17 protein-coding genes are annotated in these 18,264 nt (G+C 67.1%); 5 read left to right on the top strand and 12 right to left on the bottom strand.

Going from position 1 to position 18,264, the window contains the following annotated elements; genetic code table 11:
- The first annotated feature begins 150 nt into the window (after positions 1-150).
- Positions 151-2,175 carry a pre-peptidase C-terminal domain-containing protein gene (locus tag WC555_RS03320; RefSeq protein WP_373251100.1) on the top strand — a complete coding sequence of 675 codons (2,025 nt, stop codon included), beginning with the start codon at positions 151-153 and terminating at the stop codon, positions 2,173-2,175.
- A 263-nt stretch (positions 2,176-2,438) separates the two neighbouring features.
- Positions 2,439-3,989, top strand: a complete 1,551-nt coding sequence (locus tag WC555_RS03315) for a tyrosine-type recombinase/integrase (protein ID WP_373251098.1) — start codon at positions 2,439-2,441, stop codon at positions 3,987-3,989.
- Positions 3,990-4,194: 205 nt separating this feature from the next.
- On the opposite strand, the gene WC555_RS03310 is transcribed toward WC555_RS03315, so the two are convergent.
- The 6 genes from WC555_RS03310 to WC555_RS03285 are packed head-to-tail and all read right to left on the bottom strand — an operon-like array spanning position 4,195 to position 7,732.
- Entirely contained in the window at positions 4,195-4,434 is a 240-nt protein-coding gene (locus WC555_RS03310; RefSeq protein ID WP_322260313.1) for a DUF2188 domain-containing protein, read from the bottom strand.
- Positions 4,435-4,454: 20 nt separating this feature from the next.
- Complete coding sequence (locus WC555_RS03305; RefSeq protein WP_298747890.1) at positions 4,455-5,336, bottom strand: hypothetical protein; 882 nt, start codon at positions 5,334-5,336, stop codon at positions 4,455-4,457.
- Positions 5,336-5,620, bottom strand: coding sequence for a DUF6527 family protein (locus WC555_RS03300; RefSeq protein WP_298747893.1), 285 nt, complete (start codon positions 5,618-5,620; stop codon positions 5,336-5,338). The genes WC555_RS03305 and WC555_RS03300 overlap by 1 nt, the downstream gene beginning before the upstream one ends.
- A 41-nt stretch (positions 5,621-5,661) precedes the next feature.
- Complete coding sequence (locus WC555_RS03295) at positions 5,662-7,047, bottom strand: ThiF family adenylyltransferase (RefSeq protein WP_298747896.1); 1,386 nt, start codon at positions 7,045-7,047, stop codon at positions 5,662-5,664.
- A complete protein-coding gene (locus WC555_RS03290; protein ID WP_298747898.1) occupies positions 7,044-7,433 on the bottom strand; it encodes an E2/UBC family protein in 390 nt (129 codons plus the stop codon). Before WC555_RS03290 ends, WC555_RS03295 begins: the two co-directional genes overlap by 4 nt.
- A 5-nt stretch (positions 7,434-7,438) precedes the next feature.
- Positions 7,439-7,732: a multiubiquitin domain-containing protein gene (locus WC555_RS03285; RefSeq protein ID WP_298747900.1), complete on the bottom strand. Its 294-nt coding sequence runs from the start codon at positions 7,730-7,732 to the stop codon at positions 7,439-7,441.
- Between the two features lie 100 nt (positions 7,733-7,832).
- Between WC555_RS03285 and WC555_RS03280 the strand changes: the two genes are divergently transcribed.
- From WC555_RS03280 to WC555_RS03270, 3 genes are all read left to right on the top strand, one after another.
- A complete protein-coding gene (locus tag WC555_RS03280; RefSeq protein ID WP_298747902.1) occupies positions 7,833-8,021 on the top strand; it encodes a DUF6290 family protein in 189 nt (62 codons plus the stop codon).
- Between the two features lie 63 nt (positions 8,022-8,084).
- Positions 8,085-8,291 (top strand): hypothetical protein, encoded by a 207-nt coding sequence (locus WC555_RS03275; RefSeq protein WP_322260307.1) that lies wholly within the window; start codon positions 8,085-8,087, stop codon positions 8,289-8,291.
- Positions 8,291-8,890, top strand: a complete 600-nt coding sequence (locus WC555_RS03270) for a Fic/DOC family protein (protein ID WP_373251096.1) — start codon at positions 8,291-8,293, stop codon at positions 8,888-8,890. Before WC555_RS03275 ends, WC555_RS03270 begins: the two co-directional genes overlap by 1 nt.
- Before the next feature lie 316 nt (positions 8,891-9,206).
- On the opposite strand, the gene WC555_RS03265 is transcribed toward WC555_RS03270, so the two are convergent.
- The 6 genes from WC555_RS03265 to WC555_RS03240 all read right to left on the bottom strand — a co-directional run bounded on the left by WC555_RS03265 (position 9,207) and on the right by WC555_RS03240 (position 18,242).
- Entirely contained in the window at positions 9,207-10,694 is a 1,488-nt protein-coding gene (locus WC555_RS03265; protein WP_373251094.1) for a murein L,D-transpeptidase, read from the bottom strand.
- Between the two features lie 53 nt (positions 10,695-10,747).
- A complete protein-coding gene (locus WC555_RS03260) occupies positions 10,748-10,867 on the bottom strand; it encodes a substrate-binding domain-containing protein (protein ID WP_373251252.1) in 120 nt (39 codons plus the stop codon).
- Positions 10,868-11,062: 195 nt separating this feature from the next.
- Positions 11,063-11,866 (bottom strand): class I SAM-dependent methyltransferase, encoded by an 804-nt coding sequence (locus WC555_RS03255; RefSeq protein ID WP_373251092.1) that lies wholly within the window; start codon positions 11,864-11,866, stop codon positions 11,063-11,065.
- A gap of 572 nt (positions 11,867-12,438) precedes the next feature.
- Positions 12,439-13,911 (bottom strand): efflux transporter outer membrane subunit, encoded by a 1,473-nt coding sequence (locus WC555_RS03250; protein ID WP_373251090.1) that lies wholly within the window; start codon positions 13,909-13,911, stop codon positions 12,439-12,441.
- Positions 13,898-15,067: an efflux RND transporter periplasmic adaptor subunit gene (locus tag WC555_RS03245; RefSeq protein WP_373251088.1), complete on the bottom strand. Its 1,170-nt coding sequence runs from the start codon at positions 15,065-15,067 to the stop codon at positions 13,898-13,900. Before WC555_RS03245 ends, WC555_RS03250 begins: the two co-directional genes overlap by 14 nt.
- Entirely contained in the window at positions 15,048-18,242 is a 3,195-nt protein-coding gene (locus WC555_RS03240) for an efflux RND transporter permease subunit (RefSeq protein WP_373251086.1), read from the bottom strand. Before WC555_RS03240 ends, WC555_RS03245 begins: the two co-directional genes overlap by 20 nt.
- Between the last annotated feature and the right edge of the window lie 22 nt (positions 18,243-18,264).

Below are 18,264 nucleotides of genomic sequence, written 5' to 3'. Positions count from 1 at the left end.
AGCCTCGCCCCGGAGAAGGGGCGACCGGCGAAGGGCGGGCGATGTATGCTTGGAACAAGGCCGAAGGGTGGCCCCCGCTGATTTAGGCCCCGACGAATGGCCGCTGACAGACCCCCGTTTCGCGGGCAGAGTGGGATTTCGGGGGATCACATGCTCAAGACCATACTCGCCGCCACCACCGCGCTGACGCTCGTCTCCATGGCCGGCGCCGCCTGCGCGCAGGCGTTGACCCCGCCGCAGAGGCCTGTCGGGAGCCGGCAGGCCGCGCAACAGACGCCGACTCCGGACGCGCAGGGCGCGGGGGTCCTCACCAGCGGACGGCCCGTTAGCGGCCGGCTGGCGCGGGGCGACGACACCCTGCAGAGCGGCGAATACGCCGACGACTGGACCTTCCCGGTCCGCCGGGGGCAGACCTATGAGCTGAATCTCTCGTCCTCGGCCTTCGATCCCTATCTGATCGTGCGCGGCCCCGGCGGGCTGAGCGAGGACAATGACGATGATCCGGCCGCGCGCGGCTCGCACGACAGCCGGGTGCGGTTCACAGCCCCGGCCGACGGCGTGGTCGAAGTTTCTGCGACCAGCTACGAGCCCGGCGAGACCGGGGCCTACACCCTGACGCTGGGCGGCGCGGCGACCGGCTCCGTCGCATCCCGGGCCGCCGTAACGGCCTCGGACCGCGCCATTCGCCTCGGCCAGACGCTGGACGGGCGGCTTGGCGCCGGCGACCGTCAACTGGACAGCGGCGAATACATCAACAGCTATGTGCTGCACGGGCGGCGCGGACAGACGCTGGATCTGCGGCTGACCTCGACGGCCTTCGATCCTTACGTCGCCATCAGCGGCCCCGGCGATTTCTCGGCCTTCAACGACGACGATCCGGCGGTGACCGACGGGCGCAACAGTCGGCTGGTCGTCACCCTGCCGGCCGACGGCGACTACCGCATCACCGCAACCAGCTACGCCTCGGGCGAGCAGGGCGGATACCGTCTGGCGGTGCTGGACGGCGCAGGGGCCGCAATCCCCGCCCCGCCGCCGGTGCGCCCGTCCGAGCGCGCTTCGGCCAACGGCGGGATCACCCTCGGCCAGGCCGTCAGCGGTTCGCTGGACGCCGGCGACGACACCCTGGAATCGGGCGAATACGTCGATCATTTCCGTTTCACCGGCCGTCGGGGCCAGCGGGTGGCGGTGGAGCTGACGTCCTCGGCCTTCGACGCCTACACCATCCTGACCACCCCGTCGGGGGACCAGCAGGAGAACGACGACGCCCGCGACGGCGGCCACGACAGTCGGCTCGACACCGTCCTGGCCGAGGACGGCGAATACGAGGTCATGGTCACGTCCTACGCCCCCGGCGAGACCGGCTCCTATCGCTTCAGCGTCAGCCCCAGCCTCGGCTCGCCGCGGCAGGCCTCGGTGCAGGGCGGGGCTCGGGTGTTCGCGGTCCTGGTCGGGGTGTCCGACTACGGCGGGGCCCAAAGTTCCCTCGATTTCACCGACGAGGACGCCCGCAAGCTGGCCGAGACCCTGCGCGCGGACGGCTCGCTGAACGACGCCAGCGTGGTGCTGACCAACGCCGAGGCCACGGTCGCCGGCGTGCGCCGCGCCTTCGCCCGGGTCGCGGCCCAGGCGGGGCCGCAGGACACCTTCATGTTCTTCTTCTCGGGCCACGGCGACCAGTCCGATACGCAGGTCAGCGGGCTGGAGCCGGATGGCAGGTCCGAGTCCATCGTGCTGCGCGACGGCGAGATCAGCGACGGCGAAATGGCCGTGCTGTTCGGCACATTGCGCACGCGACTGTCGCTGCTGGTGATCGACTCCTGCTTCTCGGGCGGCTTCGCGCGTAATGTGGTGGACCGGCCCGGGGTGATGGGGCTGTTCAGCTCGGAAGAGGACCTGACCAGCGCCGTGGCCGATAAATTCCAGGCCGGGGGCTATCTGTCCCACTTCCTTCGCGCGGGCATGGGAGGCGAGGCCGACGGAGACGGCGACCGGCTGGTGACCGCCGGTGAGCTCTCAACCTACCTGCGCCGCCAGTTTCGGGAGCAGGTCGAGAACGTCGAATCCGAGACCCAGGAAGGCCAGCGCAACTACCAGAACCTCGTCGTCGACCGGGGCGGGGTGCAGGTCGATGATGTGATCGTCCGGCTGCCCGCGACGGCGGCGGGCGCTCAATGACCGGCGTTTGCGCTGACAGGGAGGAATGGTGGATGCGACAGGGATTGAACCTGTGACCCCCTCGGTGTGAATCGCCTCAAGAGCCATTTCAGGGTGTTTCACTACATTCCAAAACTCGTGTAATATTTTGAAAACGTTGATTGTCGGATTTTTTGGCATTTCAGCGGTTTTCAACGAGTGCTGCATAAAATGCCCCACTGGCGCCCCACGAAAGGCTAGTCTGGCCAGCCTGTCCCATGATTTGCGAACAGGCGGAGGGTGTCTTGGGAACGTCCATTCAGCTTGCCACAGACCGGCAGATAGCGGCGCTCAAGCCGGCGGCCAAGGCTTATGAGAAGAAGGTCAGCGGAACCCGGGGCCTCGGGGTTCGGGTCTTCCCGTCGTCATCCAAACAATTCGAGCTTCGCTACCTCACCGAGAGCGGCACGCGCAGACGTCTGGTGCTTGGTCTCTATCCCGGTCTCTCGCTCGCCGAGGCCAAGGCAAAGGCGGCAACAATGCGCGTCGCGGTGCATGAGGGACTGGACCCGGTCGGCGAGAGGACTGCAGCGCGAGACCGGGCGCTCGAGGAAGCGAAGGCCGGAGACACGCTCGACCAGCTCGCCGAAGCCTACTGGAGTGCCGCGGAAGTCGGATTGCACGGCGGTCGGCGCAAACCGAAGCGCGCGGTCACCATCCAGAATGAGCGCAGCGTCTGGAAAAACCACATCCAGCGTCCGCTGGGCGGACGCGAGTTCGCCGAGATTCGGCGCGCCGACGTGAAGGCATTCATGCGAAACCTGATCACCGAAAAGCGTTTGTCGGCGGCGAGCGTGGCCTCGATCGGAGGTGTCCTGCACGCCGTGCTCGGGTTCGGCGTTCTTGAGGAAAGGCTCGAATCAAACGTCGCCGCCGGTCTGGCCCGGCCGCTCGCCCTGACATCCCGCGAACGCATGTTTGACGATGCCGCACTCCAGGTGCTCTGGCAGGCGGCCGTGGAGGCCAGCACGCCGAGAACTCCGGGCGAGAAGACCGCCGGGGTCCACGCCCGCCTCGAACCGGTGATGGGGCTGGCGATCCAGCTCCTGATGCTGACCCTGACCCGCCGCAACGAGGTCGCTGGCGCGCTCAAGACAGAGTTCGATCTCGCCGCCAAGGTCTGGATCATCCCGTCGACGCGCGCCAAGGCGAAGCATCAGCACGTCGTGCCCCTCGGTCCGGATTGCCTGACCGTTCTCGAGGAGGCTTTCGCGCTCGATCCGAAAAGTCCGTTTGTATTTCCGTCCGGACGGGCGCCTGACCAGCATCTGGATCCCCACGCCATCACGCGGGCCTTTGCGCGCACCTGCGCCCGCCGAAAGATCGCGGTCGGCTCTCCGCATGATGTACGGCGTTCGGGAGCGACCACTTTGACCGGCCGGTACGGCGTCACCCGGTTCGTCGTCGGCCTGGTCCTGGGGCATACGGCAAACGAGGGGGCCGCGGTCACCGGCGTTTACGACCGTCACACCTATCTGCCGGAAAAGCGGTCGGCCCTGGCGGCGTGGGCCGGACATCTGACTGGATCAACGGCGGCCGCAGCCGAAAAGGGGGGCGGATCCCTCGACACGCTGGCGGCTACACCCGCATCAGAGATCGAGACAGCCAAGGCCCGGGCCCTTCGACTGGTTGCGGAGGGTGACCTGCACCACGCCGTCGTCTCGCTCTGCATGGACATGGCTCGCCGGCCCGAGGTCGCGTCGTCGCACATGGACATCCTCGCAAAGGCGGGCCTCGATCTAGCGCGGGGCGGGCAGAAGGTCGAGATCGAGCGCTGGATTAGAGGGTTCCGCTGACAATGCTTTGGCGTCTGGTTGATCGTGAATAGCCGCTCCTGACTCATTGGACATCAAGGACGTCTGCTCCGCAGAACCAAAGTTTCTTCAGAGCGCATGGGAAGAGGCCTCTGACACTCGGCCCGCTTGTTCGGACATGACCATCTATCCGTACGACCCGAACCGGTATCGAAGTGTCCTAGGAGATCGTCGGCCACTCAGGCATTCAGCCCTTGGACTTCGGATCCTTAGCGGGCCTGATCGTCCGCTCTTCCTGGATGGTGTTGTCGACCTTGCGGATCCGGACGGAGCCGCCGGCTTTGCCGATGGCCGCCGACAGGGCTCCGCCTTTGGTGGCGTCGGCCTTGGTGTCGAAAAGTTTGACGGCCCGGTCCGAGCCTTCTTTTTCCAGACGCCACCGCTTTGACGCCGAGTCCTTGTGTAGGGTGAATTTGTCCATCGCCATCGTCGTGTTCCTTCTTCGACCTAGAGAACCAGGGACGAATAGTTGGACTCGAAGATCCGCTGATCGCTCTCGATCGCGAGCCGCATGTGACAGTAGAGGGCCCAGTATTTGCGCCAGGTCGGATCGGACATCGGCCGGTAGTCGATCTCCAGACCCATGTCGCGGGCCGCTTCCCATCCGATCATCTGTCCGTGGGACGGGTATCGGGTGATGTCCATCAGTTCACTGGCGATCTTCGAAAAATTGGCGCCTTGGCGCTTCAGCAGGTTCTCGGCGAATTTCTGGGCCCGGTTCCGGACCGAGGTGAACTTGCGCACTACGGTCGGATCGAATTTCTCGAAGGTGATGCGCGCCGCGACGTCGTCGGGATTGGCGCGTACCGCATCCTCCGCGTCCTTGTAGGCCATCAGGTAGTTGAGCGCCGATTGAGAGTGTTCATTACCGTTGCCGTCGCGCAGGGTGACCTGGGGATCGATCGGACCGAGTTCGGAGGAATCGCTCATGATGATCTTGTTCGCGCCGAGCGACATGAGGGTGCCGGCGCTCTTGGCGTAGTCCGGAACGATTACCCGGAACTCGCTGTCGTCGCCGACGGCGGCGCGGACCAGGGTGATCAGTTTCTCCGCGGCATCGACATCCCCGCCCGGCGTATGCAGCAAGAGATCGACCGGCTGACCGGGCGTCACATTGTGCAGCATGTCGACGAAACCGAGCGTATCGGCGCGTTCGACAGGGGCCTTGGGCCCCGCCACGTAGCAAAGCAGGTTGGGGTTATCGGTCTCGATCTCCCGGATCAGCGCCTGGCGCTGGTAGCGTGCCGCGTTCATCGCCGTGAACATCGGCGTCTTTTCGATGATCGGCGCGGCACCCGCTGCAGATGGAGACTGTTTGGCGTTCGTCATCAGAGACTGTCTCCCACCCACTCAATCCGACCGTCGTGAACGAAATAATGGCAACGGCGATTGCCACCCACGTAATCTATACTCGGTGAGATTGTGATTGTGCCGCCGCTTTTCAATGTCCAGTAAGGACGACGCGCGCTGTCCGCATTGAGCATGATCCGATGACCGCGCCGGCACGGGCAGTCGAAGACGATCCATTTGAGCCGGTCCTCGCCGATCAGCACCACGCCATTGCGGGGCAGCCGCTCGGGCACGTCGCCGGCATAGTCGGTCTCGCCGATCACGCGCCAGCGCCAGAACGGCAGCCAAGTCCACCAAGAAAATCTCATGCGTCAGGCCACAATTGTCCGAGGAAGGGATCTTCGCCGCCCGCGCCCCAGTGAGCTTGGGACGGATGACAGTAATGATGCGGTCGGGGGTCGGCTCGGTTGGTCGAGATCTCGCGTTCATGAAGTCGGAGCAGGGTTTCGCTCGGCCGCTCCGGCGGACCATAGCCGATCAACCGGTCCAGCAGTTCGTTGACCGCCGCGGCGGCCACGGCGGTAGTGAAGGCGACGACGGCGGGTTCGGTCTGGCCGAGGGCGGGGGCGTAGCCCTCGTCCGCGAGCCGCTTTCGTTCGTCGGGGGTTTGCAGTTCCGCCGCGGCCCGCGCGAGGTCGATACGATCGCGGCATACGAGACAGGCGTGGCCCGGCGCCAGGGTGGTGACGCGACCGTCGATGCCGGTCAGGCCGCCATCAGCGGTGCTGCTGAGCAGGACGCCGATGTCGATCACCGGCGTGAGGAACCAGGTCGATAGACGCGACAGGACGAGACGCCCGGCGTTGTCGTCGGTGCAACCAAACACAACGTCGGCCCCCGTCAGGCGCCGTGCCGTCGCCTTCAGCGTGCCCATACCCTGCACGGTCGAGACCACGGCGTCCGGAGCGATGTCCATAAGGTGGTCGCGCAGGACCTCGACCTTGGGTCGGCTGACGTCTGCTGGGGTGGAGCCGTAGACCCGGGTGACATTGCTGTCCGAGAGCATGTCCGGGTCGACGAGTGTGAAACGCCGGACACCAAGCCGGACCAATTGCTCGGCGACTGCAGAGCCCGTGCCGCCAGAACCGACGATCGCGACATCGAGTTGGCCGAGAACGGACTGAATAGTAGGGCCGAAAGCCCGCACGTTGCGGTCGAAGATGTCTGGAAGGACCGCCTCGGCGGCGTCCGCCGCGCGGGTCAGCCGCCACGGGTCGCCGACCGACCAGATGCGGTCAATCGCAAGGCGCTTCCCCGTCTCCGGGTGCACGGCGCCGGTGAAGCTGTAATGCGCACCGTGGGGCGACAGGATAAGGGTGGCATAGTCCGGCGAACCGGAGCGGAGCCGGAACAGGTCGGCGATGTCGCGGTCCACCTTGCGATCCCAACGGCTCGGTCTGGGCGAGGCGCCCTCGCCCGGATGAGTGTGGAACCAGATGGGCACGCAGTCGTCGAGCTCTGCTGCCCCGAGGGCCGGAACATAGCCTTGCGACGCGATTACCATATGGGTCTCGCTGCGTTCCAGATAGGCGGCCTCGTCAACCCAGATCATGCGGCGCGCAAGTAGGCGCACGCCGGTGGGCGTGTCCACCCGACGGGCGAGCAGCACGCCGGCGGTCTCCAGCAGTGCGCGGGTGCTGGCCAGCAGCTCCTGCTCGATCGGACCCGGGAGGACGAGGGTGAGGGTCATGCGGCTCGCGCCATGGCCGCGACCCGCAGCTCCTTGTCGACGAGTGAGAAATAGCTCTCCAGCGAATCGACGCCCGAGCGCCACTGCCCCGGATTGAGATGCCGGGACCAGCGCTGCCAGATGCGGCCGAGATGGCTTTCCCGACATTCCGTGGCGACGATCACCTGGCCGTCAGTCCGCTGGACCGGCGGATCGAACCACCACATGTCGGGCGGCACGTCGGGATAGCCGGGCGACAGCCGGAGCAGCAGGTCGGACGCCGCCGTGGTGAAGCCGGGCGGCAGGGGATACGCGGGCAGCAGGACGCAGATCATGCCCCCCTCGACGGAGACCGTCCGGGCAGGGGCGCGTTCGTCGAGGTAGGCCTGCTCATTCGGGGGAAGCATGGTCGTTACTCCTGGATTCGGCCGGGGTTGATCTGGGCCGGCGCGGTGAAGAACCGCATGCCGTCACGCAGGCGGACTTGGGCGTCGAGCTCGACCTTCACGTCGGAGCCACCGGGCACGACCTCGAACAGATCCCGATCAGGACCGATGTCGGGCTCCGGTAGCTTGCGCAGGTCGGCGCCGGTTAGGACCGCCTCCTTGACCTTGTAGTGGGTCCGATCGATCCGGATTTGGGACGTGTCGCCCTTGCCAGGGCCATTCTCCTTGCGGTCGTCCGCGATGTCGTTCTTGCCGTTCATTGATACCTCCTAAACTTGATACCAAGATACCACACCACCGATCGTATTGACAAGCACTCGTTTTCGGTGCACTGGTGCGGCGATGAAATCTCCTAAAGCCATGACCGTCCGCCTGTCCGAAGAGCAGGCCCAGGCTCTCGAGACCGTCGCCAGCGTCGAGAACCTGCCAGTATCGGATGTGATCAGGGCCGCGATCGCGACCCATATTGATACGCGACGCCGCGATCCCGACTTCCAAGCCGGCTTGAAGGACAGAATCAGTCAGGCGAGACGGCTGCTTGACCGCTAGGGAGCGAGTTGAGGTCGTGCGCGGCCTTGCTCCTCCCGCGCGCGGTCGTGCTAGGATCGATTCATGAAGAAGCCCGTCAAAGCTCGTATCGCATCGCCGGACGCCCGCGTCTTGGGTGACCGGACCTTCGCCGCCATCTCGGCGGTCGAGGGCATCAGTCTGAGCAAGGCCAGCCTCGACCGAATCGCCTCGATGCGGCGCAGGAAGCTGTCGCCCGACGAGCAACGCGCCGAGGTCGTCCGCGCCTATTCCGGCAACAAGTCGCGCTGATGGACGACGGAGGCTATGACGCCTTCGACGACCCCTACGCCTACAAGAACTTCCGAACACTCAAGAACCTCCTGGGCATCCGCGATTTCGAAACGCTGGAGGCGTTCGAGCTCGAGATGACGACGCTGCGCGCCAACGAGCCGCTCCCGATCGGCAATTTCAGCGTGGCTCACTATCGGGCGATCCACCGATTCCTGTTCCAGGATGTCTATAGGTGGGCCGGCGAGTACCGCACGGTGCGGACCTCGAAGGGGGGCAACCCGTTCTGCTTTCCAGAGCACATCGCTTCGACGATGACGAAACTCTTTCGCGGTCTCGAAGGCGGTCCTGACTTCGGGGCGACCTCCGCAGAAGACTTTGTGGCGGCCGCTGCGGTGTTTCTCGCCGAGCTCAATGCAATCCACCCATTTCGCGAAGGCAATGGTCGCTCGCAGCTCGCGTTCTTGCACCTGCTCGGTGACGCGGCAGGCTATCCCTTCGACCTGACTCGGCTGGATCGCGACACTTTTCTGCCAGCCATGATCGCAAGCTACGACTTGAACACGGTTCCCCTGATAGAGGAATTGAGGCGTCTCCTCGCGCCAGCAAAGGCGGGGTAGGCTCCCCGTACACATTCTTTAGTTCCGGCGCGTTTCTCCTAGGGGCTGCACCTCTCGATCCGGCGTTCGACGGCCATCATGTTGGGGATCAGACAGTCGGCAGAGAGGCTGCGATCTGGCTAAGTTCCGGGAAATCCGACAGACAGACGCGTGCGCTCGCAGTCAGTCTGTCCTCGGGCGTGCCGTGGGGGGCCAGGAACAGATATCGATTTCCGCCGCGCGTGCGGGCGAAGATGAGGTGCTCACCGGTAGCCGTCGGAGACGGCCAGCATCTGGACGCCCCGGTCGATGGGGCCGCCGCATGACCAAACCGTCGCTAGGGGCCGACATCGTTCGCATCGGCGCGCCGTTCGTCTGGTCGCGGCAGGCGCAGGGCGATGCCCAGAGCCCCGGCCAGACGGGCGTCGCGCCGATAAATGTCCTCACGAAAGGCGACACGGCCCTGTCCGTCGAGGAAGGCGGTCCAGTACAGCAAGCGCACGTCGATCGGTCGCCCGGTCGCCACACGGACGGTTCGGCCGCTGTCCAGCGCCTCATCGAAGCGGGCGAGCCGATCGGGGTCGGGCGCCAGCAGCAGGCGGGCGAAGCCCACGGCGTCCTGCACCCGCACGCATCCGTGGCTGAGATGGCGGAAGCTCTGGTCGAACGCCCCGCGCGAGGGGGTATCGTGCAGGAAAATGGCGTAGCTGTCCTGGAGCTCGAACTTGACCTGACCCAGGGCGGCGTTGGGGCCCGCGCGCTGGACTACCATGCCGTTCTGGATCGTCATGTTGTTCGCCCGCATATAGGCTGGGCCGCGCGGCAGGATTTCCCGCTGGGCGATGGAGGTGGGCACCGTCCAGGGCGGATTGGCGACGACCGAAGCGAACGGCCGCTCAAGGCTGGGCGTCGGATTATCGGCGTCGCCCGTTACGACCCGCATGGAATGCACCGGCCGCCCGTCCTTCCAGTAGACCATGATGGAGGCGGCGGTGTTGACCTCGATCCGCTCCGGCGCCACGTCCCGCTTGAGCCAGCGGCGGCGTTCCAGGTTCAACGCGATCTGGCGGGCCCGGTCCTCGGCGGAGATCGACAGGGCCCGCTGTGTCGCCGGGCCGATGCGGGCGTCCGCCTCCAGGCCATGGCGGACCTGAAAGGCCCGAACAGCCTCCTGCAGCACCGACCCGTATTCGACGGCTGAAGGGTACAGCATCGAGGCCGCCGCATCGCTCAGGTCGCCCTCCACCCGCAGGCGCGGCAGGATGGCGGGGATACGCGGGTCGGAAGCGAAGGGTTCGATCGTCGCGCCTAGGGCGAAGGCGGGCCAGCCGCCGCGATCGGCGATGCCTCGGTAGCGGAGGAAGCCGTCGCACAGGCCCTGGTAGCCCCGATCCTGGGGCGCGAGGCCGGCCATGGTCTCAATCAGCGTCCCGTCTTCGACGGCCTTCGCCAGAAGCGGCGGCGTATCGATATGGTTTCGATCCATCTCCCACAAGGTCTCGACCGTCGCCGGATCGACCCGCCCGTGCGCCAGCGCCTCGGCCAGGGTTAGGATGGCCCGGGTGAGTTCGGCTTCGTCCAGAGCCAGACCGTCCGGCGCCGGGAGGCCGTGCCGGTCGGCCAGGGCCAGAGCCCGGATCGCCTCCTGGCGCGCCGGGCCGGACCAGGCGGAGCGGCGGCCGCCGCTTGCGGCGTAGAAATCTGTCGCCAGTCGTTGGACTGATGAGCCGGCCGGCATCCCGGTCTGGGCCCATGACGGGCCGGGCGCCAGCAGCGAGGCCAGCAGGATTCTGCGGTTCAGGAGGGGGGAGCGGTGTGCGGCCATGCGACCGACACCGCGTCGCCAACCTTATGGCAGCCTTAAGGTTGGCGGGTCCGTCAGCCCCAGCGCGCAAAGATGGCTGCGCCGTCTTCGGACTTCAGGAAGTCAAGGAAGGGCTGGGCGTCCGGATCCTGGTGGCCGCCTGCGGTCACGACCGCGCCCGCGTCCCGATAGATCCGATAGGGCTCCGCAACCTCGACGCGTCGGCCAGGTCTCGGCGCGGATGCGACCGTCCAAGGCGGTGACGATATCCGTCATCATCATCTCCGAGCCGAAGAAGATCAGGTCGCCGTCTGTCCTGGCCTGGTCCAGCCATTGCGGGCCCCGCGGGCCCGTCGCCCGTCCGCGCGGCTGCCAATCGTGACGCGCGTTCACGTCCGGGCGCTGACGAGCCAGACCTTGGCCGGCATCATGACTCCGTTCGGGGTGTGGCGATCATCGTATAGGTCCATGAGGTCGCGAGAAAGTCGCGTGACCGAGTCTGGTTCGATCGTTGCGATCCGGTTCCGGAATGCCATGCCGTCAAGGGCGAAGGCGACGGCCTGATCCGGCGTGGCGCCTGGGCCGCCAAACGGCAGATCGCCACTCCAGGTCTCGAATTCGATCTCGGAGAACCCATTCGTCGCGAGGACGTCGCCCAGATATTCGGTGTCCTCGAAGGCGAAGGGGCCGGGGGTCCGCGGTTCCGGGCGTGGCAGATCGATATAGCGGCGCATGATCGCGACCATGGCGGCCATCCAGAGATTATCGCGGGGCGCGGCCCAGACGGCCAGATCCAGCCGGCCGCCGGGCCGGATCATGCCGCGTAGATTGGCGAAGGCCGGATAGGGCTCCGGGAAGAACATGCTGCCAAAACGCGAGATCATCCGGTCGAAGGGGGCCGCGTCCAGCTGGACCGCCGCGGCATCGGCACAGACGAAGTCTACATCGATCTCGCTGGCTCCTGCCGCCCGCTCGCGGGCCCGACGTAGCAGAACCGGCGAGATGTCCAGCCCCAGAGCGATTCCGTCCGGCGCGACCGCGCGGGCGGCCGCGAGTGTCGTGGCGCCGCCTCCGCACCCGATGTCGACGACCCGTTCGCCCGGTGCGAGGGCGGCTCGGGCGAGCAGGGCCTCGCCGATCGGGGCGATCATCCCCTCGAATGTGTCGAGATGGGTGAGCCAGCGCGCGCCCATTTCGCCCGCCCAGTCCTCACCAGGCTCGGGGGCGTGAGCGGTGCGGGTCAGGCCCGTGGCCGTATCCGACATGTTGGTCTTCCTGTGAAGAGGCTGCGGGGCGCGGTCAGACCCCGTGACGCGCCGAATGGCGGCCGCTGACCGGTCCGCCCCGCGGCGGACGGGTCAGGCGCGGTTATACATTCCGGCCGACAGGGGGCATCAGGCCAAGGATCATCACGGGCGAGCTCCATGATCATTCCCCTTCCCAAAACCCCAATCGCTCAAGGTCGGGCCGGAACGATGATACCGAACAGGCGGTCAGGCTGCTGGCCATGACCGACGCGAGACCCGATTGAGCGAACGACATGGTCGTGATCCTCCCCGATGGCCAGCCCTCACTCTGCCTGCGGCCGTCTGGCGGTATACGGGCTTCTTCAGCTCCCGGCGAGTTCGAGCACGCCCCAAACGCATAGGCGACCACAGGTGTTCAGATCTCCGGCCAGATGGTTTCATAATCCCGGACGCCGATCCTTCCGATATCCGGCACCATCGGATCATCAGACCCACCCGCCGGCGCCTTGCGGGCCCGATCAGGGCGTCTCCATCGCCACGGGGGCCGAGAGATCGGTCTGTGGACCGGAATATCCACCACCCAGGGCCCGGACAAGGGCGACGGCGGCCTGCATCCGCGACGTCTCGACCGAGAGGGCCGCACGCTCGCTCTCGAGCGCCGCCGTTTGCGCCGTCACGACCTCGAGAAAGTCGCTCGCGCCTTCCTCATAGAGGATGAGGGCCAGCGCCTCGGTCCGTTTCGCGGCGTCCGCGGCCCGACGTTGCTGCGTGGCTTGCTCCGCCAGATCCCGGGCCGCCGCCAAGGCGTCCTCCACCTCGCGAAACGCCTCAAGGACGGTTCCCCGATAGGCGGCCGACAGCTCCGCGTGACGGGCCCGGCTCGCCGCGACCTCCGCCTTTCGCGCGCCGCCGTCCCACAGCGGGATCGTCGCCGAAAGGGGACCCAGGCTCCAGAAACTCGCGGGCGCCGCGAGCAGCGCGCCATGGGCCGCCTGATATCCTCCTCCCAGACCGATGTTGAGGACCGGGAAATAGGCGGCCCGCGCGACGCCGATCCGGGCATTGGCCGCCGCCATGCGACGCTCGGCGGCGGCGATGTCGGGCCGCCGTTGCAATAGCTCCGAAGGAACGCCGCCTGGAATATGGGGCGGCAAAGGCCGGCTGCCGGACCGGGGGACGGTGAACTCCGAAGCGGCGTCTCCTGTGAGCGCCGCGATCTGGTTCTCGACCTGGACGCGACGGCGGTGGACGTCGACGCGGCGCGCTCGCGCGCCGGCGAGTTGCGCTTCTGCCCGGCCCACATCCACCCCCGACGCGACCCCGACCTCGTGACGGGTCGCGGTGAGCGCATGGGCGTGGCTGTAGGCCGTCACGGTCTGATCCAGGAGCGCCATTTCCGAGTCCAGCCCACGAAGCCGGAAATAGGCGTCGGCCAGGGTGGCCTGCAGGCTCAGCCGGACATTGACCAGATCCGCCCCGCTGGCGTCCGCCTCGGCGCGGCTGGCCTCCACGGCGTCGCGGACCCGGCCCCAGAGGTCGAGTTCATAGCCGAGCGCCGCGCCGAGGAAGGATTGATCATAGGCGTCTGTCGGCGTCTGCCCGCCCGCGCGGGTCTGTGACTGCTGTTGGCGTTCGACCCTGCCGCTGACGGTCAGTCGGGGATGAAGACCTGCGGAGTCGAGGCCTGCGGTCGCGCGGGCCTGATCGTATCGGGCGAGCGCCGCCGCGAGCGTTGGGCTCGCGCGATCCAGCTTGAGAATGAGCGCGTCGAGCACGGGGTCCTGAAACACGCTCCACCAGCCACCTCGAGGGACGGCCTCGCCGGGCGTCGCCGAGGCCCAGGCCGCGCCGGCGCCTTGCCCCTCCGGCCCCGTCGCCAAGGCCTTGTAGACGGAAGGGGTCGGGGTGACCGGAAGTTCAAGCGGCGGAGCCAGGGCGCATCCCGAAAGCGCGGCGAACGCGAGAGGCCAGGCCAGCCTAGTCCTGAGCATTGGCGCGGCCCCGAGGTGATTGTTGTCGGACACTCACCCGATCGCCGTCGGCCAGGGCGTCGGGTGGCGCATTGATGAGGCGCGTTCCCGGTCGCACGCCGTCGAGGATCTCGACGGTGCGACCCTGGTCGCGACCCAGGCGCACCGGGGTGAGGGACACCCTGCCTTTGGAATCGACCGATGCGACGGAAGGCCCGTTGCGGCCGAGGATCAAGGCGCTCGCCGGGATGATGACGCCGCCGCCGCCGGTAACGGGGAAGGTGACTTCAGCGTAGCTTCCGGGCTTCAGCCGCCGCAGCGGGTTGTCCGCCTGGAGTTCCACCAGCATCGTGCCGGAGCGCCCATCCACGGCCTGGGCGCTCCGGGTCACCACCGCCGGAAAGGGCTCGCCGGGCGCCTCGGGCAGCCGCAGCTCGGCGCGCATGCCGGGCCGGATATCGGCAGACGCCGATTGCGGCACGCGGACCTGGACGCGCATTCGACGCGTGTCGGCGATCGTGAACAGCGGCGCTGCAGCCACGCCCGCCGTCACCAGGGCCCCGACCTCCGCCGAGCGGCTGGTCACGATTCCATCGAACGGCGCGGCAAGCCGTGTGAAGCCCCGGAGCGCGGCGAGCCGCTGGACGTTGGCTCGGGCGGCGTCGGCGACCGCCGCGCTGGCGGCCAGGGCGCCGGTCTTCTCGTCCGCGGCCTGGCGCGATACGGCATCCCGTTCCAGCAGCGCGCCCCAGCGGTCGGCGGTGGCCCGCGCGAGCGACAGATCGGCCAGGGCCATCTGATGCTGGGCGCGCGCCTGGGCCAGTTGAAGGTCGAGTTCCGGCGCGTCGAGCACGGCGAGGATCTGGCCGTCGCGCACGGGGTCGCCGATATCGACCAGCCAGCGTTCGACATAGCCGTTGGTGCGCGCGTGGATGTCAGCGGTGTTCCACGCCTGGATCTCCGCGGCCAGGACCAGCTTGCCTTCCGTGTCCGCGGCGGTCGCCTGGATCAGGCTGACGGTCGGGATCGCCGCCTCGCGGGAGACTTCGGCGAGCGCGTCGTCGTTCGCATCGCGCGCCCACGCGCCCCAGGCGATGATCGCGACCGCGCCAAGGGCGCCGGCCGCGAGGGCGGGTTTCAGCCCGACCGCGCGAACCTTACTGAACATGGGCGACATCGAGTTTTCCTGTTGCGGAGCGTTGACCCGCGCGACGGTGAACGAAGCTGAAGATGGCGGGCACCAAAAACAGCGTGGCGGCGGTCGCCAGGATCAGCCCGCCGATGACGGCGCGCCCGAGCGGCGCATTCTGTTCGCCGCCCTCGCCGATCCCGAGCGCCATGGGCGACATGCCGATGATCATGGCCAGGGCGGTCATGAGAACGGGCCTGAAACGGACGAGCCCGGCTTCCAGCGCGGCCTGGGTGGCGTCTCCGAGGACGGCGAGCCGCTCGCGGGCGAAACTGACGATCAGGATCGAATTGGCCGTCGAGACGCCCAGGCACATGATCGCGCCGGTCAGGGCGGGCACCGAGAGCGTCGTGCCGGTGACGAACAGGATCCAGACGATTCCGGCCAGGGCGCCGGGCAAGGCCGAGATGATGACCAGCGGATCGGCCCAGCTCTGGAAATTGACCACCAGCACCAGATAGATCAGCAGCACCGCGCCGATCATCCCCAGCGTCAGGCCCGCGAACGCCGCGTTCATCGTGGCGTACTGGCCGCGGACCGTGACCTTGGCGCCCTTCGGCTGGCCCTGCTCGAGATCCTTGATCACGGACTTCACGTCACCGGCCACGGCGCCGAGGTCGCGGCCATGGGCGGTGGCGAAGATATTGATCGTCGGCTGGATGTCGTAATGGCTGATCACCGAGGCGACGCCAGTTCGGCGCAAGTCGCTCAACCCGCCCAGAGTTTGCGCGGCCGAACCGCCCGCACCGGTCACCGGAAGCGATTGCAGGTCCTCGATGGAGCCGACCCGATGCTCCGGCACCTGGGCCACGACGGGGTAGGAGACTCCGTTTTCCGGGTTGAGGAAAAACACGGGGGCCGTCTGCGAGGTGCCGGCGAGGGCATTGCCGACACTGACGGTGACGTCGCGTTCGGTCAGGCCGTATTGCGCGATGCGGGCGCGATCGACATCGATGTTCAGCTGCGGATAACGGGCGGACTGCTGGATGCGCGCGTCAGCGAGTCCGGGAACGGCGCGCAGGCGGCGGAGCAGCGTTTCCGCATAGGCCGCGTTGGCCGCGAGATCACGTCCGCTGATCTGGATGTCGATCGGCGCCGGAGAGCCGAAGTTCAGAATCTGGGACGTGATGTCGGCGGGCAGGAAGGCGAAGCTCAGTCCCGGAAAGCTCTTGGGGAGTTCCTCCCGGAGCCGCTCCACATGGCGTTCGGTCGGGCGATGCCCTTCTTCCAGGGCGATCAGAATGTCGCCTTCGCTCGAACCGACCGTGCCGCTGTTGTTGTAGACCGTGTTCAGCGGGGCGCTGGACAGGCCGATATTGTCGACGATGGAGCGCAACTCGCTGTCGGGGATCAACTGGCGGACGCGCTGCTGGACGCGGTCCATGACGACCGCCGTCTCTTCGATCCGGGTGCCGGCGGGGGCGCGGACGTGAAGCGAGATCTGCCCGGAATCGACGCTGGGGAAGAAGTCGCGGCCAAGCCAGGGCGTCAGGGCGAACGACGCCAGCACCACGGCCAGAAACACGGGGATGAACACGCGCCGGCCCCCGAGGGCCCGGCCCAGCAGCCGACCATAGGCGATCCGCGTCCGCTCGAATCGCGCTTCGAACGCGCGCTGGAAGCGCACCAGGGGGTTGCGGGAGCCCGGTCTGCCGGCGGCATGGAGATCCAGGCCGGGCACATGCGGCCGAAGCAGATACTTGGCCAGGGTCGGGACCAGGGTTCGCGACAGCACGAAGGAGGCGATCAGGGCGAACACCACCGCCAGCGCCATCGGCACGAAGAGGTAGCCGGCGACCCCTGGCAACAGGAGCATCGGGACGAAGACGATGCAGATGCACAGGAGGGAGACGAAGGCGGGCGTCACGATCTGGGCCGCGCCGTCCATGATGGCGTCGCGCACGCCCTTGCCCTGCTCAAGATGCCAGTTGATGTTTTCGATGGTCACCGTGGCGTCGTCGACGAGGATGCCGATGGCCAGGGCCAGTCCGCCCAGGGTCATGACGTTCAGCGTCTGTCCGCTGGCCGAGAGGGCGGCGATCGCGGCCAGGACGGCCAGGGGTATGGAGAGGGCGATGATCACCGTCGATCGCCAGGATCCGAGGAAAAGAAGGATCATGAGCGAGGTGAGCGCCGCGGCGATCACGCCTTCGACGACCACGGCTTCGAGCGCCCCCCGGACGAAGACGGACTGATCGCCGATGGTTTGAATGGTGAGGGCGTCGGGGAGCCCCGCCGCGATTTCAGGGATCTTCGCCTTGATGCCCTCGACGATCGACAGGGTCGAGGCGGACCCGCCCCGCAGGACCGTCATCAGCGCCGAGCGCTGACCGTTGACGTGAACGACGTTGGTCTGGGGCGCGCTTCCGTCGCGGACATTGGCGACGTCGCGGATATAGATGGTGGCCCCGTCGACCACTTTCACCGGCAGATCGTTCAGCGCCTCGATCGATCCCGGGGCGTTGTTGAGCTTTATGTTGTACTGGAACTCGCCGATCTTGGCGAAGCCCGCCGGATTGATCTGGTTCTGGGCCGCGATCGCCAGCGAGACGTCCTGGGCCGACAGACCGCGGGCGCGCAACGCCTGGGGGTCGAGGTCGATCTGCACCTGCCGCTGTCGTCCGCCGGCGGGGAAGGGCACGGCCGCGCCGGGGACGGTGATCAGCTGCGGTCGAACCTGATTGAGACCGAGATCGTAGAGCTGCTGTTCAGTGAGCCCTTCCCCCGAAAGGGCCAGCTGCACGATCGGGACGGTCGAGGCGTCATAGTTGACGATGAAGGGCGGGCTTGTGCCAGGGGGCAGCTGGCGAAGCATGGTCTGGGAAATCGAGGTCAGCTGCGCGGTCGCTGTGCGGATATCGACGCCGGGCTGAAAATAGATCTTCACGATCCCCACGCCGGGCATGGACTGGCTCTCGATATGTTCGACATCGCTGACCGTGGCCGACAGGGCCCGCTCGAACGGCGTGATGATCCGCCCGGCCATTTCCTGCGGTGGCAGGCCCGCATAGGTCCAGGCCACGGCGATGACCGGCACCCGGATGTCGGGGAAGATGTCGATGGGCGTGCGAACGGCCGCCACGGCTCCGCCCAGCGCGATGAGGATGGCCATGACGATGAAGGTGAGCGGACGCGTCAACGCGATCCGGACGATCCCCATCATGACGCTGTCCGACCCAAGGCCG

The organism is Brevundimonas sp., from assembly GCF_041648615.1.
Classification (GTDB): Bacteria; Pseudomonadota; Alphaproteobacteria; order Caulobacterales; family Caulobacteraceae; genus Brevundimonas.
The sequence above is the reverse complement of the archived record's forward strand: the minus strand, read 5'-3'. Positions and strand labels throughout refer to the sequence as shown.